We start from the raw sequence: 25,704 nt of genomic DNA on the forward strand, positions 1-25,704 counted from the left end.
CGATCGCTCCGCCCGAGCCAGCGGAGGGAGACCAGGGACAGGACCAGCCTGCTTTCGATTGTGTCGACAGGATTCCTGGGGGCACTCGGACTCCACCATCACTTCGGAAGAGGAGAGTTCATGCTCGGAATCGTTGCGGCGATCGTGCTGTTCATCGCGTTCTTGATCAATGCCGCGGACCTCTCGACGAACGACGTCTTCACGTCGACCAACGTCATGCTCATCGGGCTGGCCCTGCTCGCCCTGCACGTCTCCGGCGTCGGCGGCGGCTGGGCGACCCGCGGGCGTAGGCGCTGACATCTGGGGCGGAAGTCCGGATCGACGGCGCGACCCTGGACCCCGTATACCTGGCCTGGGTCGGCAGCTACCACCGAAGCCTGCCGCCCGGACAACTCGCCTGATGTCGTCGTCCCCGAGCGGACGACATCGCAGCCCAAGGAGCCCGAGTGACCTACGACGTCGGCGCGTTGCGCGCCCAGATCCCCGCCCTTCGGACCGGCATCGCGTATTTCGACGGTCCGGGCGGCACCCAGACGCCGGCGCCGGTCGGCGCGGCGATCGCCGACGCGCTCACCCGCCCGCTGTCGAACCGGGGGAGCGTCACGGCGGGAGAGGCGAACGCGGAGGCTCTCGTCAGGGAGTTCCGGCAGACCATGGCCGACCTGCTGGGCGGGGAACCCTCGGGAGTCGTCTTCGGCCGCAGCGCCACCCAACTCACGTACGACTTCTCCCGGGCGCTGGCCAAGGACTGGGCCCCCGGCGACGAGATCGTGGTGAGCCGTCTCGACCACGACGCCAACATCCGCCCCTGGGTCCAGGCCGCGGAGCGGACCGGCGCCCTGGTGCGATGGGCCGACTTCGATCCGGTCACCGGCGAACTCCCGCCCGCGGCCGTGGGTGAACTGCTCACCGAACGCACCCGGCTGGTCGCCGTCACCGCCGCCTCCAACCTGATCGGCACGCTCCCCGATATCGCGGAGATCGCCCGTCTTGTCCACCGCACGGACGCGCTGCTCTACGTCGACGGCGTGCACTACACGGCGCACGCGTTCGTGGATCTCGCGCGGCTCGGCGCCGACTTCTTCGTCTGCTCGCCGTACAAGTTCCTCGGCCCGCACCACGGCGTGCTCGCCGCCGCTCCGGCCCTGCTGGAGACGCTGCGTCCCGACAAGCTGCTGCCCTCCTCCGACGCGGTCCCGGAGCGTTTCGAGCTCGGGACGCTGCCCTATGAGCTCCTCGCCGGCACCCGTGCCGCCGTCGACCTGCTCGCCGGTCTCGGGACCGGTCCTGCGGACGACCGGCGCACCCGGCTGCGGTCCGCGTTCGCGTCGGTCGAGCGGCACGAGCGAGCGCTGCGGGACCGGATGGAGAACGGCCTGGCCGCACTCGCGGGCGTCACGATCCGCTCCCGGGCGGCCGATCGCACGCCCACCCTGCTCCTGACCTTCGACGAGCGCGACACGGGCGACGCCTACCGCTTCCTGGCGGCGCGGAGCGTGCACGCGCCCGCGGGAACGTTCTACGCGCTGGAGGCATCGCGCCACCTCGGCCTGGGCGACACCGGAGGCCTGCGCCTCGGACTGTCGCCGTACAACGACGAGGACGACGTGGAACGGCTGCTGGAAGGCCTCGCGGCATTCCTCAAGTCGTGACCACCGCGACCCCCGACATCGTGACCACCGGCACTCCCTGGGCCGCGACCACCGGCACTTCCTAGGCGGCGGGCCCCCGGGACGCCATGTTCGCGGGGGTCGCCACGCGTACTCCGAGGGGGCGGGCGAGGCCGATCACGCCTTCGTCCAGGCGCTGCAGATGCCGCAGGACCCGGTCGGTCACGCGGTCGTGCCGGGGAAGGCCCGGCCGGTCCGTCTCCAGCATGGACGCGAGGCTGGGGCCGGTCTCGGCCACGCCTTCGGCGTCGTCGTCCTCGACGCGTGCGACCAGGACGTCGATGTTGTGCGCGATGCGCCGGCCCGCCCCCTTGAGCCGGGGATCGGCCGCGACGGTCCTGCTGTAGGGCAACAGCTCGGCCGTCGCCGCCAGGGAACGTGCGTGGTACGCGCACGTCTCCAGGAGCGCCACGAGATAGCGCGCGGTCTGCCGGCGGGCCCGCAGCGGGGTGATCGGATGGGTCAACGGCTGCGTGGAGGACCGTAGATCGTCCAGAGCCGTGTCGAGATCCCGCGCCTTGTCCAGCAGCTCGATCGCCGGGCCGCCGCTCAGCTGGTCGACCGCCGCACCGGTGACCTCCCCGAGCCGCTTCAGAACCGTGGCCAGCAGCTCGTCGGTACGGCGGTCCGTGTTCACCGGCAGCACCAGGGCGGCCGCGATGACACCACAGGTGGCGCCGAGCGCCGTTTCCTCGATACGAAGGACGAGCACCCCGGTGCTGTAGGTGTTGAGCAGCGTGTACAGCAGGCCCAGCATCGCCGTGACGAAGAAGGACATCAGGGCGTACGACAGCGGCGCGGTGAAGAACATCGCGAAGATGAACAGCAGCACCAGGGCGAACGCGGTCCAGGTGTGGGAGCCGACCAGACTCGCCAGCAGGGCACCGGCGATGACGCCGAGGACGGTGCCGAGCAGCCGCCGGTACCCCTTCACCAGGATCTCTCCGGTGGACGCCGTGTTCAGGAAGACCACCCAGCAGGTCAGCACGGCCCAGTACCAGCGCTGACTGGAGAGGAACTCCCCACCGACGATGGCCAGGGCCGAACCCACCGACACCTGGACCGCGGTACGGGTCGTCGGACGCTTCCATCCCGTGGGGGCGTGCGCGTCCTCCTCGTCCTCCTCTTCCCTGGCGATGGCGACGTCCTCGGCGTCCAACTCCTCGCGGGAACGGGTCGTAGACGGTGTGTCGTCGGACTCGTCCTGGGGTCCGTCGAGGGCGAGTCGCAGTCCCAGGACGGAACGCCCCGTCTCCCCGATCCCGCGGAAGACGTCCTGGACGGCCGCCGAGGCGCGCGGCAGGTTCTCCTCGTCGCGGTAACCGAGCAGCCGGTTGCGCACTTGGGCCACCCCGGTGCCGCGGTCCTCGGCGACCGGGCGCAGGACGAGCAGGCGCAGCGCTTCGAGATCACGGCGCAGGATGGCGGTGGTGGCGTCCTGCGCCCGGAGCCGGTCGCTCGCCGCGGGCACGGGCGCGTTCGGCAGATGCAGGGTGAGCGTGTCGGCGCGTTCCGCGCTGCGGGCGGTCAGGATGAGCACCCCGAGCCGCTCGGCGGCGATCTCGGCGTCGGCGATACGCCGCTGCACGAGCGCGGCGGTGGCGCTGTCGCTGGTTCCCTCCGACAGCCGTTCCTGGATCATCATCGCGCTCTCGTGGAGCCGGGCGGTGTGCCGCCTGACCTCCTCGAGAGCCTTCTCCGCCCGGTCAGGGCCGGCGTCCAGCAACTCGATCTGGGCGGCCACCAGTTGCGCCAGCCGGGCCCGGAAGGCCGCGCGCAACCGACGCAGCACACGCTCGGGCGTCTCCGGTACGAGGACGAAACGCGCCAGCGCGCTGCACACGAACGCGACGATCAGGGTTCCGCACAGTCCCGGCAGACCGGGGACGCCGGCCCTGACGAACAGCGACACGAAGTAGACCTGGAACCCGATGAGGCCCAGCGCCGTTCCGCGATCACCGAAGCGGCGGCTGTACACGGCGGCGAAGATCAGCGCCAGGAAGAAGAGGTCACCCGCGACCACGTGGGTGCTGAGCAGTGCCCCCAGCGACATCGCGGCGAGTGCCACGACCAGCCCGAGCGCGAGCGTGACCGCCTGTTGGCGCTGCTGCTTCTCCTTGATGGCGAAGGTCGCGGCCATGGCCGAGATGGAACCGGCAACCAAGTGGGTCTTACCGGCCCCGAGCAGCGCCAGTACGGCGAGCGTGAGCGCGATGGCCCCCACCGTCCGCAGTCCGGCCATGAGCCGCAGCAGCCCGGGGTCCGATGCCGCGAACCGGTCCCAGATCCTCGTCCGGCCCGGCCGTGTCGCTGTCCTCACGCTGGTGTTCTGCCTCGCTCTCCGCCATGATCAGCGGTTCCAGCATGGCACGTGCCGGCGCCCGCGCGTCCTTCCCGGTGTCCGCGGCGACCCCGGGCTCAGTCGGCCTCGCTCAGCGCGGGCGTCAACTGTGCCCAGGGATTGGGAGGTTCTCCCTTCACGGGACCGTAGACCGCCGCGCCGCGTTCGCGCGCGGTGCCGGCGTACCGCCCGCACCGGCCTTCGGCAGGCGGGCAGTTCGGCCGGGTCCGAGGTCACCCGGTCCAGGAAGCAGCCGTCGGCCCCGTACCACTCCCGGTGCCGTACGACGTCCTGCGCGACACGGCGAGGACAAGGGCGAAGACGGCGGCGAGACCGAGGCGTCTCATCAGAGTGGATCGCATGGCCCGGGAGGCTGGGCAAACCGCGAGCGCACTGCCTGCCTTCCATCACGCTACGGTCCTGCGCGGTGACGGAGCGCTATTGGCCAGTGCCACCCGGGCCGTGAACGGCGGAACCGTGCCAAGGGGCGAACTCCGTGGTGCCGCGGGAGCATGGGGGTGACGCGTGCTCCTCGGCCGGTGCCCGTGGGGGAAGGCGGAGAGGAGCGGGAGAGGGAGAGGAGGAGGGGCAAGCCGGTGGCGTTGGTGTTCTCGGTCGTCTTCGCGGTGCTGGCCGCGGTCAGCAACGCGACCGCCACTGTCCTCCAGCGCCGCGCGGCACAGGACGTGCCGTTGTCCGAGGGCTTCCACGCCAGGCTGTTCGTCGAGCTGCTGCACCGGCCGGTGTGGCTGGGCGGGATGGCCGCGGTCATGGCGGCGGCATGCTTCCAGGCGCTGGCGCTGGTCAACGGAGCGCTGTCCGTCGTACAGCCGATCTTCGTCCTGGAACTGCCGTTCGCGCTGCTCATCGGCGGGCTGGTGCTGCGACGTCGGGTGACCCGGCGCGGGTGGATCGCCGTGGCGTGCATCGCTGTCGGGCTGGGTACCGTGCTGGCCGCGGCCGCTCCCTCGGTCGGGACCGACCGGCCCAGCGCCGGCGGGTGGATCCTGGCGATCGTGTGCTGCGTCGGCGTCATCGTGGCAGCCGTCGGTGTCGCGCTGCGGCGCCCGGCCGGACGCGCACGCGCGGCCTGTTTCGGCGCCGCGGCGGCCATCGGCTACGCACTCACCGCGGCCCTGATCAAGGACGCCACGCATGCCTGGGAGACGGGCGGCGTCACCGGGTTCTTCCTCGCCTGGCAGACCTACGCCTTCGCCGCCACCGGAGTCTGCGCGCTCTTCCTCCTGCAGAACGCCGTCCAGTCCGGCCCCCTCGTAGCCTCCCAGCCCGCCCTCACCCTCGGTGACGCCCTGGTCAGCCTCGTCCTGGGCGTCACCTTGTACGCGGAGCGGGTACGCACCGGCTGGTGGCTGATCCCCGAGACCGTCGGGGCCGCCCTGATCCTGTACGGAGCGATCCTGCTGGCGCGGATCCCGCTCACCCAGGTGCTCGTCGCGCCGCCGGCCGCGCCGGACAGGACCAGGGCGTGAACCGCGGGAATCGACGGCTCGGCGGGGTTCAGGCCTGGAACTCGGTGAGATCGATGGCGTGAACGCGCAGCGGATAGCCGTACACCGGGTGTGTCGTCTCGCGCTCCGGCGTCATGCCGAGCTTGCGGATGACGTTCTCGGAGGCGTCGTCCCCCGCTCGGGTGATGCTGATGACGCGGTCGAGGCCACGGTCCTGGAGCGCGAACTCCAACGTGGCCTGGGCGGCTTCGGAGGCGTACCCCTGGCCCCAGAACGATGAGCCGAGCCGCCAGCTGATGGCGACGGCGGGCAGTACCTCCGGCAGGAACTCGGGCACGGACAGGCCCACGAAGCCCGCCAGTTCGCCGGAGGCCAGCAGTTCGACGGCGAAGAGGCCGAACCCCTCCTCGTCCCACTCCTCTTCCCACTGTTCGATGGCCTCCGCCGTGTGCTCCAGGTCGCGAACGGAGCCGTCGTCGATCCAGCGCATGACGCGGGGGTCGGCATTGATGTCCGCCATCGGCACGAGGTCGTCGTCGGACCAGCGGCGGAGGAGGAGGCGGGGCGTGTGGATCTCGGTCATGGCGCCCATCCTGCCCGACGTGCGACCTCGGGCCGACGGCGGCAGCGCCAAGACCGTGCGGTGGGTGTGGGAGGGGGCCCTCAGCGACCGGTGGGACGGGACAAGAGGCCGGTGACCAGCTCGTGGACCGCTTCCCAGGCTGTGGCGTGCAGTGCGCCGACGCCCGTGCGACGCAGGTCGTCGAGGACCCGTGCGGAGTCGGAGCCGGCATCGTACTCGGTGCTCTCGGTGAGTACGTCGTACCCGTCGCGGACGGCGACGCGCAGGCGCGTCCCTCCGCTGTCGGCGGTGTGCAGAGCGGCGGCGACGACGAGCGGTGGCGGACCGCCCGCTTCACCGGGCAGCTTGCGGTACGCGCTGGTGATCGGATCGCGCCAGCGGAGGCCGAGCAGCAGGTGGCCCTTGGCCAGGACCTCGGTCAGGTCGGTCTCGTAGACGCTGTCCGGATCCAGGACCACCGCGCGCGCTTCCAGCACGAGTGCGGCGGGCAGCAGACAGCGCAGGGTGCTCCCGACGATGTTGCCGCCGACGGTGGCCGTGCGGCGCACGGCTCCGGTCCCCACGGTGGCGGCCGCCCGGCGCAGTGCTTCGGGCACGCGGTCGTCGATCCGGTTCAGTATCACGGCCCCGCCGAGCGTCTCGCGGCCGATCGTGTTGGCCTCCGGAAGATCGCGCAGCGACATGGCCTGCTCGGGGAAGCCGTCCCGTTGCCAGGTGGCCCATATCAGGGTCGCCCCGCCTATGGGCACCGCCCCCTCGGCCATGCACTCCTGTACTTCGGAAACGGACGTGGGCAGACGCAAGAGCACGGCAGCCGACCTGCTTTCTGGGAAATGAGCGGCTGAGTACGCATCACCTCAGCCACATGACCGTCGACATGGCGCATTTTCCCCCGGCACACAGGGGCGCGTACAGGGCTCACCGCATCACCCGGTGCGCCCTCGCCCACGGTTCAGCGGCGCTCGCCGCCGAACACCCCCAGGATGCGCTCGGCGGCCAGCGTCGCCGTCAGCTCCCCGTCCCGCACCTGCTGTTCGAGGCCGGGGGCGAGGGCGCGTACGGCCGCGTCGGCGTGCAGGCGGCCGAGGAGTTCGTCGCGGACCATCGCCCACGTCCAGTCCACCTGCTGGTCGCGGCGCTTGGCCGCGAGGCGGCCGGTGGATTCGAGGAGCGTGCGGTGCTGTTCGAGGCGCTCCCAGACCGTGTCCAGACCGGTCGCCTCACGGGCACTGCAACTCAGCACCGGCGGGGTCCAGGCCGCGTCGGCGGGGTGCATCAGCCGCAGCGCGCCCGCCAGCTCCCGTGCCGCCGCGCGGGCGTCCCGCTCGTGCGGTCCGTCCGCCTTGTTGACCGCGATGACGTCCGCCAGTTCCAGGACGCCCTTCTTGATGCCCTGCAACTGGTCCCCGGTGCGGGCCAGAGTGAGCAGCAGGAAGGAGTCGACCATGTTCGCGACGGCGGTCTCGGACTGGCCGACGCCGACCGTCTCCACCAGGACCACGTCGTAGCCCGCCGCCTCCATCACCACGATCGACTCACGGGTCGCCTTCGCCACCCCGCCGAGCGTGCCGGCGGTGGGGGAGGGGCGCACGAACGCCGCCGGGTCGACGGCCAGACGCTCCATCCGCGTCTTGTCGCCCAGGATCGAACCGCCGGTCCGGCTGGAGGACGGGTCGACGGCGAGCACCGCGACCCGGTACCCGAGCGAGGTGAGCAGCGTGCCGAACGCGTCGATGAACGTCGACTTGCCCACACCGGGTACACCGCTGATGCCGATCCGGCGCGCCTTCCCGCTGTGCGGCAGCAGCTCGGTCAGCAACTCCTGAGCCAGGACGCGGTGTTGGGGCCTCGTCGACTCCACGAGCGTGATGGCGCGTGCCACCAGCGCCCGCTTTCCGTCGAGTACGCCCTTCACATAGGTGCCGAGGTCGATCGCCATGGGGGTCAGAGGTCGTGGCCGAGGTCGGCGGACAGCCGCTGCACCAGGTCGTACGCCGCGTCCGGGATCACCGTCCCGGGCGGGAAGACGGCCGCCGCGCCCATCTCGAGGAGCGTGGGCACGTCCTGCGGCGGGATCACTCCGCCGACCACGACCATGATGTCCTCCCGGCCCTCCTCGGCGAGCGACTCCCTGAGCGCCGGTACGAGCGTGAGGTGCCCGGCGGCCAGCGAGGACACCCCGACGATGTGCACGTCCGCCTCGACGGCCTGGCGCGCCACCTCGCCCGGGGTCTGGAACAGCGGGCCGACGTCCACGTCGAAACCGAGGTCGGCGAAGGCGGTGGCGATCACCTTCTGGCCGCGGTCGTGCCCGTCCTGGCCCATCTTGGCGACCAGGATGCGGGGCCGACGGCCCTCGGCCTCCTCGAAGGAGGACACCAGGGTGCGGGTGCGTTCGACGGACGGCGACTCGCCGGCTTCGGTGCGGTACACACCCGAGATCGTACGGATCTGGCTCGCGTGCCGCCCGTACACCTTCTCCAGGGCGTCGGAGATCTCGCCGACCGTGGCCTTCGCGCGGGCCGCGTTCACCGCCAGCTCCAGGAGATTGCCGGTGCCTTCGGCGGCCCGGGTCAGGGCGTGCAGGGCGTCCTGGCACACCTGTTCGTCGCGCTCCGCGCGCAGCCGCCGCAGCTTCTCGATCTGCTGGGTACGTACGGAGGAGTTGTCGACCTTGAGGACGTCGATCTGCTCGTCGGTCTCCACCCGGTACTTGTTCACGCCGATGACCGGCTGGCGTCCGGAGTCGATCCGGGCCTGGGTGCGGGCCGCGGCCTCCTCGATGCGCAGCTTGGGGATGCCGGCGTCGATGGCCTTGGCCATGCCGCCCGCCGCCTCGACCTCCTCGATGTGCTGCCAGGCCCGGCGCGCGAGGTCGTACGTCAGCTTCTCGACGTACGCGCTGCCGCCCCACGGGTCGATCGCCCGCGTCGTGCCCGACTCCTGCTGGATCAGCAGCTGGGTGTTGCGGGCGATGCGCGCCGAGAAGTCGGTGGGCAGGGCGAGCGCCTCGTCGAGGGCGTTGGTGTGCAGCGACTGGGTGTGCCCCTGCGTCGCCGCCATCGCCTCCACACACGTGCGCGTGACGTTGTTGAACACGTCCTGCGCGGTCAGCGACCAGCCGGAGGTCTGCGAATGGGTGCGCAGGGAAAGGGACTTGGCGTTCTGCGGGTCGAACTGCTTGACCAGCTTGGCCCACAGCAGCCGCGCCGCCCGCATCTTGGCGATCTCCATGAAGAAGTTCATGCCGATCGCCCAGAAGAAGGAGAGCCGGGGCGCGAACGCGTCGACGTCCATGCCCGCCTCCCGCCCCGCCCGGATGTACTCCACTCCGTCGGCCAGCGTGTACGCCAGCTCCAGGTCGGCCGTCGCGCCCGCCTCCTGGATGTGGTAGCCGGAGATGGAGATGGAGTTGTAGCGCGGCATCCGCTGCGAGGTGAAGGCGAAGATGTCGGAGATGATCCGCATCGACGGCTTCGGCGGATAGATGTAGGTGTTGCGGACCATGAACTCCTTGAGGATGTCGTTCTGGATGGTCCCGGCCAGCTTCTCGGGCGGTACGCCCTGTTCCTCGGCGGCCACGATGTAGAGCGCGAGTACGGGCAGCACCGCACCGTTCATGGTCATCGACACGGTCATCTTGTCCAGCGGGATGCCGTCGAAGAGCTGGCGCATGTCGTAGATCGAGTCGATCGCCACGCCCGCCATGCCGACGTCACCGGTCACGCGCGGGTGGTCGCTGTCGTAGCCGCGGTGGGTGGGCAGGTCGAAGGCGACGGACAGACCCTTCTGACCGGCCGCGAGGTTGCGCCGGTAGAAGGCGTTGGACTCCTCGGCCGTGGAGAAGCCCGCGTACTGACGGATCGTCCAGGGCTGGTTGACGTACATCGTCGGGTACGGGCCGCGCAGATACGGGGCGATGCCCGGGTAGGTGCCGAGGAAGTCCAGGCCCTCCAGGTCCTGCCCGGTGTACAGCGGTTCGACCGCGATCCCCTCCGGGGTCTCCCACAGGAGATCGGCCCCGCCCGTGGCCTTCTTGACGGCGCTGCGCCACTCGTCGCTCCCGCCGTCGGCCTTCGGGACCCCCAGCTCGATCCCGGAGAAGTCGGGGATTCCCATCGCTGCCATCAGGACACTCCCATACGGTCGAGGGTGGCGGAGAGCACGGCGACGGCGTCGCACCCCGCGAAGACATAGGCGTCGACATCCGGGTACTGCCCGGGACGGCCCGCGAGGAACACGTGCCCGGCGCCCGTCGCCTTCAGCTCCCCGGCGACCTCCGCGGCCCGCTCCTCGTACAGCGTGTCGCTGGAGCACAGACAGACCTCGGTGGCACCGCTGTCCTCGAAGGCGCCCTCGGTGACGGGCTCGATGCCACCCGCCTGGAACAGGTTCGAGGCGAAGGTGAGGCGGGCGGTGTGCGCGGCGGCCGGGCCGAGGGCGGCCAGGAAGATCCGCGGCCGGGAACCGGTCGCCGCCAGGTGGGCGTCGGAGCGGGCCCGCAGCGCCTCGAACGCCTCGTCGCGCCGCACCCGCGGCAGCCCGCCGGACGGCGGCAGGGGGGCGGGAGCACGTTCTACGAGACGTTCGGCGAGGTTCGGGAACTCGCTGACGCCGGTGACGGGTTCGCGCCGCTTGGCGAGCTTCGCGCTGCGCGCCTCCCAGGTGCGGGCGAGGTCCTGGCCGAGCCGCCCGGAGCGCAGGGCCGCCGCCTGGCCACCCTCCCGCTCGATCCACTGGAAGAACTCCCAGCCCGCGTGGGCGAGTTCGTCCGTGAGCCGCTCCACGTACCAGGAGCCGCCCGCCGGGTCGATCACCCGGGACAGATGCGATTCCTCGACCAGGATCGTCGAGGTGTTGCGGGCGATCCGCCGGGCGAACGCGTCCGGCAGCCCCAGGGCGTGGTCGAAGGGCAGCACGGTGACGGCGTCGGCGCCGCCCACTCCGGCGGCCAGGGTCGCGACCGTCGTGCGCAGCATGTTCACCCACGGATCGCGGCGGGACATCATCACCGGCGAGGTCACCGCGTGCTGCACCTGCCCGCCCGGGGCCCCGCAGACCTCGGTCACCCGCGCCCAGAGCCGGCGCGCCGCCCGCAACTTGGCGATGGTCAGGAACTGGTCGGCGGTGGCCGCGTACCGGAACTCCAGCTGGGCGACGGCCTGTTGGACGGTCAGCCCCGTCTCGGTCAGCTCCCGCAGATAGGCGACGCCGGTCGCCAGCGAGGCGCCCAGCTCCTGCGCCGCCGAGCCGCCGGCCTCGTGGTACGGCAGCGCGTCCACGGTCAGCGCCCGCAGCCCCGGGTACTCCTCGGCGCACAGTCCCGCGAGAGCGGCGACGGGCGCGAAGTCGAACCCGCCGTCTCCCGTACGGGCCTCGTGGCCCAGCGGGTCGGCTCCCAGGTTGCCGCGCGCCGCCTCCTTGGCGACCCCGCGCTCCTGGTAGAGCCGTAGCAACTCGCGTGCGGCGGGCTCGACTTCACGTCCCGCGTCGAGGACGACGGGCGCCAGGTCGAGATAGACGCCGTCGAGGACCCGGCCGAGCGAGGACACCGGAATGCCGCCCGCACCGGCGACCAGCCAGAGCGAGGTGACGCCGTTCTCCAGGTCCGCCAGGACCGCCGCGCCGTCGGCGGCCGTGTGCTGCTGCCGTACGTCCCAGCCGCCGAGGGTGTTGCCCTCGGGGCGTCCGCCCCGTACGAAGGGAGCGAAACCGGGCAGGCCGGGATCGGGCGCGGAGTCGTCCGCGGTGTACAGGGGGCGGGCGCGCAGCCCGTCCTCCAGCGTGGTGGACAGGGCGTCTTCCGCTGCCGCGCCCGAGACTTCCTTGCCCGACTTGCGCAGGACGCCTTCAACGAGGCGTTGCCACTGCTCATGGGTCGCGTCAGGGAACTCGGCGGCCAGCGAGAGCCCGTCGTCAGGCAGGACCGTCATGCTCGGATGCTAGGCCAAATACGCAGGTGAGCAGCAGAGGACGCGGCTGTGACCTTGACCTCCCAGAGGTTGTGACCTTGACCTCCCAGGGGTGGTCTTGATCAACAGGCCCGGTTCGTACTAGGGCAGCACAGGGATTCCGGACAGTGCCGGGTGCCGCGGAGCGAGCAGGACGATCTGGGTGGCGCGCGCCCCGGGCCGCGGGTACACGGTCCGGCGCCAGCCCCGGCGGCGGAAGAAGTCCAGCGCCGCGGTGCTCTGATGGTCGGTCACCGCCCAGGCCCGGTCGTCCATGGCGGGCAGCAGAAGTACGTCGAGGAGCCCGGTGCCGACGCCACGGCCGCGCGCCGCGGGCGCCACCATGAGATCGGTGATCCGTACGGCACCCGCGAGCCACTCCTGCGACCGCCGGGCCCCCAGTGCCGGATGCTCCGGGGCGGGATCCGCGGAGCGTACGGCGGTGCCGAAGCCGCACAGCCGACTGCCGATGCGGGCCGTCACCGCCAGGAACCCCGGCCGGCGCACCTCGTCCGCGATCCGGTGCCGCACCTCGGAGGCGACCTCTTCGTCCCGCTCGGGCGAACGCTCGCGCGACGACACCAGCCGCAGATGCACGAACTCCTCGACGACGCCGAGCGCCGTGTCGCCCTGATAGACGGTGGTACCGATGTCCATGAACTCCTCCGGCCGGATGGTCGCCGCTGACGAGATGACGAGTCGATCCGCGCCGAGTGGGCGCGGCAGGTTCCTCAGCGGTCGGGGAGTGTTCCCAGAAACCGTATGTGGGGAGGGTCGCCGGAGCCTTCGCCCGTTCTGGTGACGGTGGCCCGTACGCCGTAGACGTCGGCGATAAGGGCCTCGGTGAGCGTCTCCGCGGGAGTGCCGCAGGCGACGACCCGGCCCTGCCCGAGGACGACGATCCGGTCGCAGTACATGGCCGCGAGGTTGAGGTCGTGCAGGGCGACGACGCTGGTGACGCGGAGTTCCGCGATCAGGGCCAGCAGGCCGAGCTGGTGCTGGATGTCGAGGTGGTTGGTGGGTTCGTCGAGGAGGAGTTCGCGTGGTTCCTGCGCGAGCGCGCGGGCGATCTGGACGCGTTGGCGCTCGCCGCCCGAGAGCGTGTGCCAGGAGCGGTCGGCCTTGTCGGTCAGGTCCGTACGCTCCAGCGCGGTGCGAACGGCCTTCTCGTCGGCCGGAGTCGGGGGCGACCAGGCGCGTCGGTGGGGGATGCGGCCGAGACGTACGACGTCGAGCACGCTCAGGTCGAGCTGGGTGTCGACCTGCTGTTCGACGACGGCGACGCGCCGGGCGACGGCCCGGCGGCCGAGGTCACCGAGCGGGTGCCCGTCGAGGGTGACGACGCCGGAGGCGGGAGTGAGGACACCCGCGAGCAGACGCAGCAGGGTGGACTTGCCGGAGCCGTTGGGGCCGAGCAGACCGGTGAGGGATCCAGGCAGGGGTGTGAGGTCGACGCCGTCCAGGATCAGCCGGCCGGCGGCGGTGCGGGAGACACGGTCGGCGCCGAGCGTCATCGGTTCACCCTTCGGGTGCGGTACAGGATCAGCACGAAGCCGGGCACGCCGATCAGTGAGGTGACCACACCCACCGGCACCTCCTGCGGGTCGAGTGCGGTACGGGCCACGGTGTCGGCCCAGACCAGGAAGACCGCCCCGGTGAGCGCGGTCACCGGCAACAGCCGGGCGTGTCCGGGGCCGCCGAGGGCGCGTGCGGCGTGCGGCAGGACGAGGCCCACGAAGCCGATCGCGCCGGCCACGCTGACGAGCGCTGCGGTCAGCAGCGCCGTGCCGCACAGGAGCACCAGCCGGGTACGGGCCACGGAGACGCCGAGGGAGGCCGCCGCTTCCGGCCCGAACGCGAAGGCGTCGAGTGTGCGCGCGTGTCCGAGGCAGACCAGCAGGACGATCGCGAGGACGGCCGCGCACAGCCATACGTCGGTCCAGTCCGCACCGCCCAGCGAGCCCAGCAGCCAGAACAGGACACCGCGGGTGGTCTCGGCGTCGGCCGCCGTCATCACGACGAAGGAGGTGAGCGCGGAGAACAGCTGCATGGCGGCGACCCCGGCGAGCACCACCCGATCGGTCGTGCCGCCGAGGGTGTGGCTGAGCAGCAGCACCAGGGCGAAGGAGCACAGCGCGCCCACGAAGGCGCCCCCGGAGACGGACAGCACTCCACCGCCGACGCCCAGTACGACGACCACGACGGCCCCCGTCGAGGCCCCGGAGGAGACGCCGAGGACGAAGGGGTCGGCGAGCGGGTTGCGCAGCAGGGACTGCATGACCGCCCCGCACACCGCGAGCCCGGCGCCGCAGACCGCGGCGAGCAGGGTGCGGGGCAACCGCAGGTTCCACACGATGCCGTCGCGGATGGGTGACAGCTCCGAGGTCCGGCCACCGAGGTGGGAGGCCACCGCGGACCAGACCTCCCCGACGCCTATGTCCGCGGGGCCGATGGTGATGGCCACCGCCACGGACGCGACGAGCACGGCGAGCCCGGCCGCCGCACGCACCACGGCGGAGGTCATGGCGGCGGTGGTCACCCGGCGAGCCCGTACGCGCGCAGTGCCGCGGCCACCTTCTCGACACCTTCGACCGTGCGGATGGTCGGATTCATCGCCTGCCCGCTGAGCAGCACGTACCGCTTGTTCTTCACCGCGTCCATGCTCCTGGTGGCCGGATTGGTCTCCAGGAACTCGATCTTCTTCGCGGCGGTCTCGGCGGTCTGCGACCTGCGGGTGAGGTCACCGATCACCAGGACGTCGGGATCGCGGTCGGCGACGGTCTCCCAGTTGATCTGGGGCCATTCCTGCTGGGTGTCGGCGAAGACGTTCTTCGCGCCGAGGGCGTTGGTGATGATGCCGGGGGCGCCGCAGCAGCCCGCCATGTACGGGGCTTCCTGGTTGGCGAACCAGTACAGGACCGTGGTGTCGGACGCGTCGATCCCGTCGATGGCCCTCGCCACCCGTGCCTTCAGGTCCGCGACGAGTGTGGTGCCGCGCTCCTCGACGCCGAAGATCTTGGCCAGGTCGCGTACTTCGCCGTAGACCGCCTCCATCGTCAGCGGGCCGGTGCGCACTCCGTCGCCGTCACCGCTGTTGTCCTTGCCCTCGCAGTCGGCGGGCGAGAGGTACGTGGGCACACCCAGTTCCGCGAACTTCTCGCGCGGAGCCACACCGCCCTTGGCCAGGGTCGAGGCGAAGGAGGCGGCGACGAAGTCGGGTTCGGCGTCGAGGACCTTCTCGAAGGAGGGAGCGTCGTCCGCGAGCCGCGGCACCTTCCCGTTGGCCTTCTCCAGGCCCTTCATGACCGGGTCGGTCCAGGTGGCGGTGCCCACCATGCGGTCGGCGAGGCCTAGGGACAGCATGATCTCCGTGCTGCCCTGGTTCAGGGACACGGCCCGCTTCGGCGCGGAGGCGATCGTGATCTTCCGGCCGCAGTTGTCGAGCGGCACCGCACCGGTGGATTCCGGGGACTTGCCTCCGTCGGCGGACGAGCCGCCGCCACAAGCGGTCAGCAACAGGGCTCCGGAAAGGAGCAGGGCACAGCGGCGGGCTGGGCGCGCAACGGGCACGGGACATCCTCTGGCGTCGAGGGCCCAGGCGCGGGGCCCGTTCGTACGGTCCGCCAGCAGGTCTTCGGACTCGGGATCGGCCGGACGAGGCGCCTTCCCGGACTCCGGTCACGTATGACCGCCGTCCAGTGGCTTCGTGTTGCCCCGCCCGTCACCCTTACCGCTGCGCGTCAGCTCCGGATTCGCACCGGATTCCCTTGACTGGCCTCGGCAAATTATCACGCCCCTCTCAGCCGCGGCTTCCGCACGATTGTTAGCCTTGGCTGTGATCCAATTCCCCGTGCCCGGCCAGGGCTTGCGATGAGCGCCGCCGGCTCCTTCCCGCTCGGCGCCGCGACCACGCTCGCCGAACTCGCCGCGGATCCGCATCCTCGCCTGGCGCGACTGCGTACCCACGAGCCCGTTTCCTGGCTGCCGGAGCTGGACGGCTGGCTGGTGACCCGCCGCGATCTCGCGCTGAACGTGATGCGGGACCCCGCGACCTTCACCGTCGACGACCCCCGGTTCTCCACCGCACAGGTCGTCGGCCCGAGCATGCTGTCCCTGGACGGTGACGAGCACGCCCGCCACCGGGAGCCCTTCACCGCTCCCTTCCGCCCCAGGGAAGTACGCGACGGCTTCGCCTCGTTCATCGAGCGGGAGACCGACCGGCTCATCACCACGCTGGAACCGGCGGGCGCCGTCGAACTGCGGCGTGCCTTCGCCGGCCCGCTCGCCGTCGCCGTCGTGACCGAGGCGCTCGGCCTTGTCGGCACCAGCGCGGACACGGTGCTCTCCTGGTACGACTCCATCGTGCGGTCGGTCTCGGACATCACCGCGGGACACGCGGCGGCACCCGCGGGCGCCGAGGCGTACGCGCGGCTGAGGGCCGCCGTCGAAGCCACCGTCGCCGACCGGGGCGCGGCGTCGCTCCTCGGCTCCGCCGCCGAGCGGCTGGCGCTGCCCGAAGTGGCGTCCAACGCCGCGGTGCTGATGTTCGGCGGGATAGAGACCACCGAGGCGATGATCACCAACGCGCTGCTGCACCTGCTGCGACACCCCGGCCAACTCGCCCTCGTCCGCGATGACGACGGCCTGCTGGACGGCGCGATCGAGGAATCGTTGCGCCTCGAACCCGGAGCGGCGGTCGTGGACCGGTACGCCACCCGTGACACCGTCCTCGGCCCGGCCACGATCCGGCGGGGTGAACTGGTCACCGTCTCCCTGGCCGGTGCCAACCGTGACCCGGCCGTCTTCCCCGATCCCGATCGGTTCGACGTCCGCCGCGAGAACGCGCGTCTCCAGCTGGCCTTCGCGCACGGCCCGCACTACTGCATCGCCGCGCACCTCGCCCGGCTGGAGACCCGTATCGCCCTTCAGCGCCTGCTCGAACGCCTGCCCGCCCTGCGCCTCGACCCGGCCCGTCCGGCCGCTCCGCAGGGGCTGGTCTTCCGCAAGCCGCCCACCCTGCATGTCCTGTGGGACAGACCCGCCTGATCAGCGTGACACCGGGGTGCGTCGCAGCGATCTCAGGAAGGGCCGCAGAAGCCATCGCCGGGCGGGAACCTCCACGTACTCGTACAGGAGCCAGGCGAATGCCAGGGACACCGCGAAGGCGCTGATCGCGCCGATCGGCGACGGTTTGAACAGGTGCTGTCCCGCGCGCAGCACGAGCAGATGGACCATGTAGAAGGCGAAGGAGAGTTCACCCAGCCGGACGAGGGCCGGATGCCGCCACAAACTGGGCAGGCCGCGTACGTCGGCGAGGGCGGCCGCGGGGATCAGACAGGTGAAACCGACCAGGGTGCAGGCGACGCAGGCGTACGATCCGCCGACCTGGGAGACCAGGAAGTAGCCGATGATCGTCAGGGCCACCGAGGCCTCCAGGCCGGGGCCGCGCCAGCGGCCGAGGAGCACGAGGCGGGCGACGGCGACTCCGAGGACGAACTCGGGCAGCCGGGCGGCGGGGAAGGAGTACAGGGTGCGGCCGACACCCAGCTGCAGGTCCGCCCGAGTCAGGATGAGCACGGTCAGGACGCTCGCGCCGGCGAGCGCGGTCGCGGTGAGGGCACCGGCGTGCCGCAGCAGCAGGGCGAACACGGGGAACGTCGCGTAGAAGAACGCCTCGCACGCGAGGGACCAGCTGACGGGGTCGAGTGTCTGCCACCACGGGTACCACCAGGAGTGGACGAGGAGCAGATTCGCCGCGCTGCCGGCCGGCTTGCCCATGCCCATGACGAACATCGCGATACAGGCCGTGACCAGGTGGACGGGGTAGAGGCGGGCGAAGCGGCGGCGCCAGAAGGCCGTGGGGCGGTCGTCGGACCGGGCGGACCAGCCGAGGACGAAGCCGGAGAGCAGAAAGAAGAAGGAGACCCCGGTGGAGCCCGCCCCGAAGCCCCAGTCGGCGAAGTGACGGGCCTGCCCGTTGAAATAGCCCAGGTTGCGGGTGTGCAGGCAGAAGACGAGCAGGGCCGCCACCCAGCGCAGACCGGTGAGGGAGGGCAGTGGACCGGGATGGGTCACCTCGCGGTGTTCAGTCTTCGATCGGACCGGCGATTCGGATTGCTCCGGCTCGGCGAAGGAAGACTTGCTCACGATGGGACCGCCTGTGTTGGTCAAGGAGAGGTGCTCGCTGGGGGACTGGGGTGTTGAACTGGGCATGTTTGGGGTGGTTGTCGTCGACGCGTTTTCCCCGAGGAGCCGGTAAGTATGCGTGTCGAATTGCCGTTCGATCCGATGGTGGGCGTCGGCCGCTGCGATGCCATGTCAAGGTGTGAACGCCTGGTCGGACGCTCGGTCACCCTCCATCTGACAGCGGACGGGATACCTTCGGGCAACGGGATGGCCGATGGACTGTGACACACACGGGGACCCGCGTCGCGTACCGAGCCCCGCGAGGGCGCCGACCGCACGGGCCCGGGCGGTCGCCGCTCCCGGGAACGGGGCGGCGACCGCCTTGGACCAGCGAGGGCAGGGCGGTGGTGCCGAAGCCGGTGGTCGTGGCAGGCGTGGAAGCGTTCGGTCGGGTGCTCAGCGCGAGGTGAGCCTCCACAGATGGTTGGCGGTGCCGTTGTCGTCCCACTGGAGGACCTGGGCGCCGGACGAGGTGCTCATGCCGTTGACGCCTAGCAGGAGGCCGCTGTTGTAGTTGGCGATCTTGTAGTAGCCGTTGTCGGCGGGGATCAGCTGCCAGAGGTGGTCGGCTGTGCCGTTGTCGCCCCAGACCAGGGCCGTACCTCCGGCGGCGGTGCTCATGCCGTTGACGCCGAGCAGCAGGCCACTGGCCTGGTTCACGATCTTGTAGAGGCCCGAACCCGCCGACACCAGCGTCCAGTTCTGGTCGGTGCCGGTGGTCGAGGTGGCCTGGACGACGGCGGTGCCCTGTGCGGTGCCCGCGCTCTGTGTGTCCAGCGCGAGCCCGCTGTTCTTGTTGGTGATCTGATAGCGCCCGGCGAGCGAGGCGGACGTCCCGCTGGGCGTGACGACCAGGTGGTAGCCGTCGGACGCGTTCATCGCGACAGGCACGGTGATGGAGCCGTTGCTGACCGGATAGTCGCTCTCGGAGATGGTGTACGGGGCGGAGACGGCCGTGGTGCGGCCCTTGGACGGGGTGTACTCCAGCTTGACGTGGACCGTGCCGCCGAAGGCGGACAGGGAGCCGAGTCCGTTGACGGTGACGGCCGTCGAACCGGTGCCTCCGCCGAAGATCACGCTGATTTGCCGGCCGTCACCGGTGAGCGAGGCGGCGCCGTCGATGCCGGTCTGCGCCGGGGGAGTGGTGGTGAGCATGTTCCCCGACAGGTCGCCGTACCACTTGTAGAGCCAGTAGGAGCCGTTGGGCGATCCGCCGGTGTCGGTGAGGGTGTCGCCCAGGGTTCCGTAGTGGTTCCAGAAGGCGAGTTCCGCGTCGTGGACGCCCGCCCGCTCGAACTTGGCGACGTAGCCGACGAGGGCGCCGGGTATCCCCATCTCGCTCGGTGTCGCGTACTCCTCGATGGAGATCGGCCGCGGGCTGATGCCGAGGCTGCTCTCCAGGGAGCGGTAGGCGGAGACGTGCGCGGCGATGTCCTTGCTGCCCTGGAGTTCGTGCCAGGCGATGACGTCGGGGACGGTGCCACTGGCCTTGGCGTCGGTGAGGAACTGGCTCATCCAGCTCTGGTTCCACGCCGAGTGGCTGGGGCCCTGGATGGGAGTGGCGGCGTCCTTGGCACGGACCTCCTTGTACGTGCGTGCCCAACCCGCGTCGAAGGCACCGGCGTTGGCGGTGTCCCAGGTCCAGTCGGGCTCGTTCCACAGCTCGTACGCGCTGATGTTTCCGGCGCCGGAGGACTTGACCGAGGCGACCTGGGTGTCGACGGCGGACAGCCAGTCGTTCCAGCTCACCCACTTGTAGGGGAAGTCGGGGTACCAGTCGGGCATCCGGACGACGACCTTCGCACCGGCCCTGGCGGCCTTGGGGGCGACGACCAGGGAGTCTCCGGCGGGGCTCGGCTCACCGTTGGGCAACTGGTGGCCGCCGGGCGCCATCTGGACGAAGGTGTTCGGCTTCAGCGGCTGGACGAGGCTGTCGGCCGGGGTGCTCGCGTCGGCGAGACCGTAGAGGCTGCCCGTGGCGACATGGGTGACGGACCGCAGGGTCTGGGCGGCGTTGACGACCAGGGTCGTGGACGCGGTGGGGGCCGCCTGGGCGGGCGTGCCGGTGAGGGCGGTCGCGGCGGTGGCCAGGGCCGTCGCCAGGACGGTGGCGGCCGTGCGGCCGAACGGCCTTCTGGACGTGCGTGGTTGAGATCTCGCAACAGGCATGGGTGGCGGCTCTCCTGACGGATGAGGAGGTGGATGGGTGGCTGACGTCCCGGTCAGTCCTTGACCGCGCCCGCGGTGACCCCGGCGGCCACGTACCGCTGCGCGAGGACGAGCAGGACGGCGGCGGGTACGGACGCGACGACGGCGGTGGCCATGATCGCGTTCCATTCCTGGTTGTTGTTGCCGATGTAGCGGTAGATGCCGAGGGTGATCGGGCGAAGATCGCCGCCGCCGTCGAGGGTGTTGGCGAAGACGAAGTCGGACCAGGCCCACAGGAAGCTGAACAGCGAGACGGTGACCACGGCGTTGCGGCTCACCGGCAGGACGACGGACCAGAAGGTGCGCCAGGTGCCCGCCCCGTCGATGCGCGCGGCGGCGGTGAGCTCGTCGGGGATGCCCGACATGAACGCCGTGAAGATCATGACGCCGAAGGGCACGGCGATGGTGGAGTCCGCGATGATCAGGCCCCACCAGGAGTTCAGCAGGCCGAGGTTGAGGAAGATCCCGTAGAACCCCATCGCCATGACGATGCCGGGGATCATCTGGGCGACGAGGAGGGCGAGGCCCATGATGCCGCCGCCGCGGGGGCGGAGTTTCGCCAGTGAGTAGCCGGCCGGTGCGGCGAGGACGAGGGTGGCGGCGACCGTGCCGAGGCCGATCAGCAGGCTGGTGCCGAGGTAGGGCATCTGGTCGTGCAGCACGGCACGGTAGCCCTCGAACGTGGGGTGCAGCGGGAACAGGTCGGGTGGGGACTTGCGCATGTCCTGCTGCGGGGTGAGGGACACGTTCAGCATCCAGTACACCGGGAACAGCATGAGCGCGGTCAGCAGGAGTCCGACGGCGGTGTGACGGCGGGAACTCGCGGGGGACTTCACGCTTCCTGCCTCCTCTGGACGCGGATGTACAGCAGGCCGAAGACGAGGGCGATGAGGATGAGGATGTTGCCGACGGCGGCACCGGGGCCGAAGTGCGGGAGCAGGGTGCCGAACGCGAGCTGGTACGACCAGGTCGCCAGCGTCGACGAGGAGTCGCCGGGACCTCCCTTCGTCATGATCCAGATCAGGTCGAACACCTTGAGCGTGTAGACCAGTCCGAGCAGCAGCGTGATCGCGGAGACCGGCCGCAGGAGAGGGAAGGTGATGCGGCGGAACTGCTGCAGGCCGCTCGCCCCGTCGAGCGAGGCGGCCTCGTACAGCTCCCCGGGGATGTTCTGCAGACCGCTGTAGAGGATGACGAGGTTGAAGGGGATCCCGATCCAGACGTTGGCGATGACGACCGAGGCGAGCGCCCAGTGCGGCGAGGTCAGCCAGTCGACGGGCGGGACGCCGACGAGATGGAGGGCGTAGTTGACCACGCCCGACTCGCTGTTCAGCATCCAGGACCAGGTCGACGCCGACACGATCAGCGGCAGCAGCCAGGGGATGAGGAACAGCGCCCGCAGCGTGGTGGAGAGGCGGAAGTGCCGGTTGAAGAAGACCGCGAGCGCCAGCCCGGCCGCGTACTGGAGCGCGATCGACACGAACGTGAACACCATCGTGTTGCGCAGCGCGGGCCCGAAGGTCGGGTCGTTCAGCACCTGGGAGAAGTTGTCCCAGCCGGAGAACGGCGCGTCGCCCGCCACGAACGAGCGGACCGTGTAGTCACGCAGGCTCAGATCGAGGTTGCGGTAGAGCGGATAGAGATAGAAGGCGGCGAGGTAGGCCACGAGCGGGGCGAGGAAGCCCAGCGCGGTCAGCCGGTCCCTGCCGCGCCGACGGCGCGGCGGCACGTCACGCCGGTCGGCGCCGCCCGCCGCTCCGGACACGGCCGGGGACCGCTTGGGACGGCGGTCGACTCGGGCGATGGTCATGCGAACTCCTGGATGCGGGTGGCGGTGTCCGGGGCGCGGCCTGCGGTGCCGCGCGCTGTCAGCCCTTGCGCCGGCCGACCGCGTCAGCCCTTGCTCTTGCCGGCCGCCGTCTGGGCGGCGCCGAGAGCTGCCTCGGGGCTCTTGCCACCGGACAGGGCCGCCTGTACGGCGGTCCACATCGGCTGCGAGATGGTGGGGTACTTCGTGCCGAGACCACCGCTGGTACGGCCACGCGCGGCGGCCACGGCCGCCACCCACGGCTTGAGCTTCGGGTTCGCCTCGACCTGCTGGGCCTGGACCGCCGCGGTCGGCGCGACATACGTCAGGGCGGTGTCGCTCGCCAGCAGACTCTCCGAGCTGGTCAGACAGGTGACGATCTTCTTGCTGATGTCGTAGCGCGCGGTGTCCTGCTGCACGGGCACGGTGACGAACTCGCCGCCGGTCGGCACCGGCGCCGAACCGCCGTTCTGCCCCGGGATGCTGACGACCCCGTACGGGAATCCGGCCTTCTCCGCGTTGGCGAGCTGCCAGGTGCCGTTCTCTCCGAAGGCGTAGTCGCCGGTGGCGAACTCCTGCCAGCTGGTGGTCTGGGTGTTGTTCAGGACGTCCTTGGGTGCGAGACCCTCGTCGACCCACTGCTTCCACAGCGACAGCGCGGCCGCGCTCTTCGGCGAGTCGAGGTGGGTGAGGTCGCCGCCCGCGCCCCAGAACCACGGCAGGAACTGGAAGCTGCCCTCCTCCGTGCCGATCGCCGAGAAGGTGATGCCCTTCTTCCCGGCCGACTTGACCTTCTTCAACGCGGCCGTGAGCGACGCCCAGTCCTTGATGGAGGCGGGGTCGACGTGGGCGGCGGTCAGGATCTTCTTGTTGTAGTAGAGGGCCAGCGTGTTGGCGCCGATCGGCACACCGTAAGAAGCGCCGTCGATGGTGCCCGCGCCGATGATGTTCTTCTGGATCGCGGACGTGTCCAGACCGAGGTCCTTCGTCTTGTTGAGGATCCCCGCCTCGACCAGCGTGGAGACGACCGGGTTGTCCACGAGCATCACATCGGGCGCGTTGCCCTGCTGGGCGGCCAGCAGCGCCTTGTTGCCCAGGTCGGTGGTGTCGTAGCCGGTGCGCTTGATCTTGACGCCCGCCGAGGTGCCGCACTGGGCCACGCGCTTGCCCCAGTCCGAGGAGGCGTCGAACTGCGGGTACGGGTCCCAGAAGGTGTACGTCGCCGACTTGCCGGTGGAGCCGGAGGAACCCGAACCCCCGCCCCCGCAGGCCGTGACGGAGGCGAGGGTGCCGACGGCGACACAGGCGGCGAGGAGAGTTCTGCGGGTGTTTCGCATTGCGGTGACCTCGTTGTCATGAGTGGTCGTGCGGGGTGACGGGGTGACGGGGTGTGCGCGGGTGTCGGGAGGGGGCCGTGGAGGTCGGCCGGTGTCAGGAGGTGGGCAGCCAGACGCGCATGCTGCCGTCCTGCCGGTTGGCCCAGGCGTAGTAGGGGATCGCGGTGAGCTCGACGGACTCGCCCGAGGGCGCGACGGCCGGGTCGGCGTCGGCGGACCGGTAGGGCCACCAGCCGGTGTCCGGGACCGCGCGGCGACGGCCCGTGGCGAGGACGGTGGTGACACCGCCGAGCAGATCAGGCCGCTGCTTCACGGCGAGCGGCCGCGCGGTGTCGATGACGACGTCGTCCAGACCGCCCCCGGGATGGTCCACCTGCTCCAGGCAGTACACGAGCGGGCCGCGCTCGATGGCGACACAGCCGCGGACCGCGTCCACCCGCGGGTCGGCCGCGGTGAGGCGGGGCTCCAGGCCGAGTTCCACGACGACCCGGTCGCCCGGCGCCCAGGTGCGCTCCAGGCGCAGCCAGCCGTCGGTGACGGGGGCGTCGGCCTGGTCGTACGTCCGGTCGCCACATCGCACGCGGTACTCGTGGCACCACTGCGGGATGCGCAGGGACAGCGTCCAGGGCCGCTCCCGCGGGGTCTCCTCGACGGTCAGGGACACCGCGCCGTGCCAGGGGTAGTCGGTCTCGGCGGACACGGTGACGGGCGTGCCGGCGAGGTCACCGCGGTAGCGGCCGGTGACGTACTGGTGGATCTGCAGGCCCTGCCCCTCGGCGTCGGTCGAGGAGAGGTAGTGCTCGAGTCCGGCCAGCAGCCGCATCACGTTCGGGGGGCAGCAGGCGCAGCGGAACCAGCGGGTACGGCGGGCCGACTGGTCGCCACCGGGGTCCGTGTGGCCGTCACGGACCTGGAGCGGATTGACGTACAGCCAGCCTTCGCCGTCCAGCGAGACACCGGCGAGGAATCCGTTGTAGAGGGTGCGCTCGATCAGGTCGCTGTAGCGGGCCTCGCCGGTGAGCAGAGCCATGCGCCAGCTCCACTGGATCGAGGCGATGGCGGCGCAGGTCTCGCAGTAGGCGCGTTCGTTGGGCAGCTCGAACGGGTCGCCGAAGTCCTCCTCGTCGTGGTGCGCCCCGAGACCACCGGTCAGATGGGTCTTGGTCGTGGTCATCGCCCGCCACAACCGCTCGGCGGCGGAGCGCAGTTCGGCGTCGCCCGTCTCGGTGGCCACGTCCGTCGCACCGGCCAGCAGATACAACTGGCGCACGGCGTGCCCTTCGACGGTGACCGCCTCGCGCAACGGCACGCGGTCCTGGCAGTACGCCTCGCCGCCGAGCAGGCCGTGGCCGTAGCGGTCGACGAAATAGCCGGCGAGATCCAGATAGCGTCGCTCGCCGGTCTCCCGGTACAGCTCGACGAGGGCGGTCTCCACCTCCGGATGGCCGTCGACGCCGTCGATCGGCCTGCCGCTGCCGGGAAGGCCGAAGACGGAGTCGAGGTGGTCGGCGAACCGTCGTGCCACGACGAGGAGTTCGTCGCGACCGGTCGCACGGTGATGGGCCACCGCCGCCTGGATCAGATGGCCCGCGCAGTACAGCTCGTGCCCCCAGCGCAGGTCCTGGTAGCGCTCACCGTTCTTGCGGACCTGGAACCAGGTGTTGAGGTAGCCGTCGGACTGCTGGGCCTCGGCGACCAGGGCGACGATCCGCTCGACTTCGGCGGCGAGTTGGCGCAGGCCGCGGCTGTTCTCCTCGCCGTCGGCCGGCGGCCCGCTGCGGGCGAGCTGCCAGGATGCGGCCTCCAGCCACTTGTAGACGTCGGTGTCGACGAAGGGGTAACCGCCCTGGAACTCGCCCTGGGCCGTGCCGGCCGCCAGGCGCAGGTTGTGCAGGTTTCCCGCGGACTCCAGCAGAGCGGGGCCCTGCGGGATCGAGATGTGCGCGTTGACCTCGCGCCGGGCGTGCCAGAAGCCGGTGCGCACCTCCGCGGTGGCGGGGCGCAGCGCGGCGGGGGCGTCCGGGCCGAGCCGGACCGGGCCCACGCGGGCAGCGCCCTGTTCGGTGGAAGCCGAGACGGCGGTGGGGGAGGGCAGGGCGGAGTCTGTGCGGGGCATGGTTCTCCGAGAGGGGTGGTGGCGGGAGGGAGCCGG

General features: G+C 71.0%; 21 protein-coding genes, 1 pseudogene and 1 riboswitch. Of the genes and pseudogenes, 5 read left to right on the forward strand and 17 right to left on the reverse strand.

Translation table 11 applies throughout. From position 1 onward, the window contains the following. Positions 1–120 precede the first annotated feature (120 nt). A complete protein-coding gene (locus tag ACZ69M_RS24290; RefSeq protein ID WP_095856747.1) occupies positions 121–297 on the forward strand; it encodes a hypothetical protein in 177 nt (58 codons plus the stop codon). A 149-nt stretch (positions 298–446) separates the two neighbouring features. Next, positions 447–1,652 (forward strand): cysteine desulfurase-like protein, encoded by a 1,206-nt coding sequence (locus ACZ69M_RS24295; protein ID WP_470052767.1) that lies wholly within the window; start codon positions 447–449, stop codon positions 1,650–1,652. A gap of 61 nt (positions 1,653–1,713) precedes the next feature. Here ACZ69M_RS24295 and ACZ69M_RS24300 read toward each other — a convergent pair whose 3' ends face one another. Together ACZ69M_RS24300 and ACZ69M_RS24305 are read right to left on the reverse strand one after the other, a co-directional pair. Beyond that, the gene (locus tag ACZ69M_RS24300; RefSeq protein WP_470052769.1) at positions 1,714–3,990 is read right to left on the reverse strand and encodes an FUSC family protein; all 2,277 of its coding nucleotides are present in this window, start codon (positions 3,988–3,990) and stop codon (positions 1,714–1,716) included. Between the two features lie 98 nt (positions 3,991–4,088). After that, positions 4,089–4,320: pseudogene (locus ACZ69M_RS24305) on the reverse strand (hypothetical protein); the annotation flags it as partial. A gap of 287 nt (positions 4,321–4,607) precedes the next feature. On the opposite strand from ACZ69M_RS24305, the gene ACZ69M_RS24310 reads away from it, so the two are divergent. Further along, positions 4,608–5,501 (forward strand): DMT family transporter, encoded by an 894-nt coding sequence (locus tag ACZ69M_RS24310; protein WP_470052771.1) that lies wholly within the window; start codon positions 4,608–4,610, stop codon positions 5,499–5,501. Between the two features lie 28 nt (positions 5,502–5,529). Here ACZ69M_RS24310 and ACZ69M_RS24315 read toward each other — a convergent pair whose 3' ends face one another. The 9 genes from ACZ69M_RS24315 to ACZ69M_RS24355 all read right to left on the reverse strand — a co-directional run bounded on the left by ACZ69M_RS24315 (position 5,530) and on the right by ACZ69M_RS24355 (position 15,584). Continuing rightward, positions 5,530–6,063 (reverse strand): GNAT family N-acetyltransferase, encoded by a 534-nt coding sequence (locus ACZ69M_RS24315; RefSeq protein ID WP_470052773.1) that lies wholly within the window; start codon positions 6,061–6,063, stop codon positions 5,530–5,532. An 80-nt stretch (positions 6,064–6,143) separates the two neighbouring features. Further along, complete coding sequence (locus ACZ69M_RS24320) at positions 6,144–6,872, reverse strand: FAD binding domain-containing protein (RefSeq protein WP_470052775.1); 729 nt, start codon at positions 6,870–6,872, stop codon at positions 6,144–6,146. Between the two features lie 143 nt (positions 6,873–7,015). Continuing rightward, positions 7,016–8,002 carry a methylmalonyl Co-A mutase-associated GTPase MeaB gene (gene meaB, locus ACZ69M_RS24325; protein ID WP_470052776.1) on the reverse strand — a complete coding sequence of 329 codons (987 nt, stop codon included), beginning with the start codon at positions 8,000–8,002 and terminating at the stop codon, positions 7,016–7,018. A 5-nt stretch (positions 8,003–8,007) separates the two neighbouring features. Next, complete coding sequence (gene scpA / locus ACZ69M_RS24330) at positions 8,008–10,182, reverse strand: methylmalonyl-CoA mutase (RefSeq protein WP_470053184.1); 2,175 nt, start codon at positions 10,180–10,182, stop codon at positions 8,008–8,010. A gap of 8 nt (positions 10,183–10,190) precedes the next feature. Beyond that, a complete protein-coding gene (locus ACZ69M_RS24335) occupies positions 10,191–11,996 on the reverse strand; it encodes a methylmalonyl-CoA mutase family protein (protein ID WP_470052778.1) in 1,806 nt (601 codons plus the stop codon). 120 nt (positions 11,997–12,116) lie between these two features. After that, positions 12,117–12,671: a GNAT family N-acetyltransferase gene (locus tag ACZ69M_RS24340; protein ID WP_470052780.1), complete on the reverse strand. Its 555-nt coding sequence runs from the start codon at positions 12,669–12,671 to the stop codon at positions 12,117–12,119. Positions 12,672–12,745: 74 nt separating this feature from the next. Continuing rightward, complete coding sequence (locus ACZ69M_RS24345; RefSeq protein WP_470052782.1) at positions 12,746–13,528, reverse strand: ABC transporter ATP-binding protein; 783 nt, start codon at positions 13,526–13,528, stop codon at positions 12,746–12,748. After that, positions 13,525–14,538, reverse strand: a complete 1,014-nt coding sequence (locus tag ACZ69M_RS24350; RefSeq protein WP_470052784.1) for a FecCD family ABC transporter permease — start codon at positions 14,536–14,538, stop codon at positions 13,525–13,527. Before ACZ69M_RS24350 ends, ACZ69M_RS24345 begins: the two co-directional genes overlap by 4 nt. Positions 14,539–14,549: 11 nt before the next feature. After that, entirely contained in the window at positions 14,550–15,584 is a 1,035-nt protein-coding gene (locus tag ACZ69M_RS24355) for an ABC transporter substrate-binding protein (protein ID WP_470052785.1), read from the reverse strand. A 40-nt stretch (positions 15,585–15,624) separates the two neighbouring features. Next, a riboswitch (cobalamin riboswitch) is annotated at positions 15,625–15,805 on the reverse strand. Positions 15,806–15,884: 79 nt separating this feature from the next. On the opposite strand from ACZ69M_RS24355, the gene ACZ69M_RS24360 reads away from it, so the two are divergent. Next, positions 15,885–17,060, forward strand: a complete 1,176-nt coding sequence (locus ACZ69M_RS24360) for a cytochrome P450 (protein ID WP_470052787.1) — start codon at positions 15,885–15,887, stop codon at positions 17,058–17,060. Here ACZ69M_RS24360 and ACZ69M_RS24365 read toward each other — a convergent pair whose 3' ends face one another. Next, on the reverse strand, positions 17,061–18,089 hold the full coding sequence (locus ACZ69M_RS24365) for an acyltransferase family protein (protein ID WP_470052789.1): 1,029 nt from the start codon (positions 18,087–18,089) through the stop codon (positions 17,061–17,063). Positions 18,090–18,275: 186 nt separating this feature from the next. Between ACZ69M_RS24365 and ACZ69M_RS24370 the strand changes: the two genes are divergently transcribed. After that, on the forward strand, positions 18,276–18,425 hold the full coding sequence (locus tag ACZ69M_RS24370; protein WP_470052791.1) for a hypothetical protein: 150 nt from the start codon (positions 18,276–18,278) through the stop codon (positions 18,423–18,425). Positions 18,426–18,596: 171 nt separating this feature from the next. Here the strand turns inward: ACZ69M_RS24370 and ACZ69M_RS24375 are convergent, their stop codons facing one another. From ACZ69M_RS24375 to ACZ69M_RS24395, 5 genes are all read right to left on the reverse strand, one after another. Then, a complete protein-coding gene (locus tag ACZ69M_RS24375; RefSeq protein WP_470052793.1) occupies positions 18,597–20,369 on the reverse strand; it encodes an RICIN domain-containing protein in 1,773 nt (590 codons plus the stop codon). A gap of 53 nt (positions 20,370–20,422) precedes the next feature. Beyond that, the gene (locus ACZ69M_RS24380; protein ID WP_097288672.1) at positions 20,423–21,184 is read right to left on the reverse strand and encodes a carbohydrate ABC transporter permease; all 762 of its coding nucleotides are present in this window, start codon (positions 21,182–21,184) and stop codon (positions 20,423–20,425) included. Between the two features lie 56 nt (positions 21,185–21,240). Then, entirely contained in the window at positions 21,241–22,218 is a 978-nt protein-coding gene (locus tag ACZ69M_RS24385) for a carbohydrate ABC transporter permease (protein ID WP_470052795.1), read from the reverse strand. Between the two features lie 83 nt (positions 22,219–22,301). Next, positions 22,302–23,552: a sugar ABC transporter substrate-binding protein gene (locus ACZ69M_RS24390; protein WP_470052797.1), complete on the reverse strand. Its 1,251-nt coding sequence runs from the start codon at positions 23,550–23,552 to the stop codon at positions 22,302–22,304. A gap of 94 nt (positions 23,553–23,646) precedes the next feature. After that, a complete protein-coding gene (locus ACZ69M_RS24395) occupies positions 23,647–25,668 on the reverse strand; it encodes a glycoside hydrolase family 127 protein (RefSeq protein WP_470052799.1) in 2,022 nt (673 codons plus the stop codon). Between the last annotated feature and the right edge of the window lie 36 nt (positions 25,669–25,704).

This window comes from Streptomyces sp. NPDC107454 (assembly GCF_055582885.1).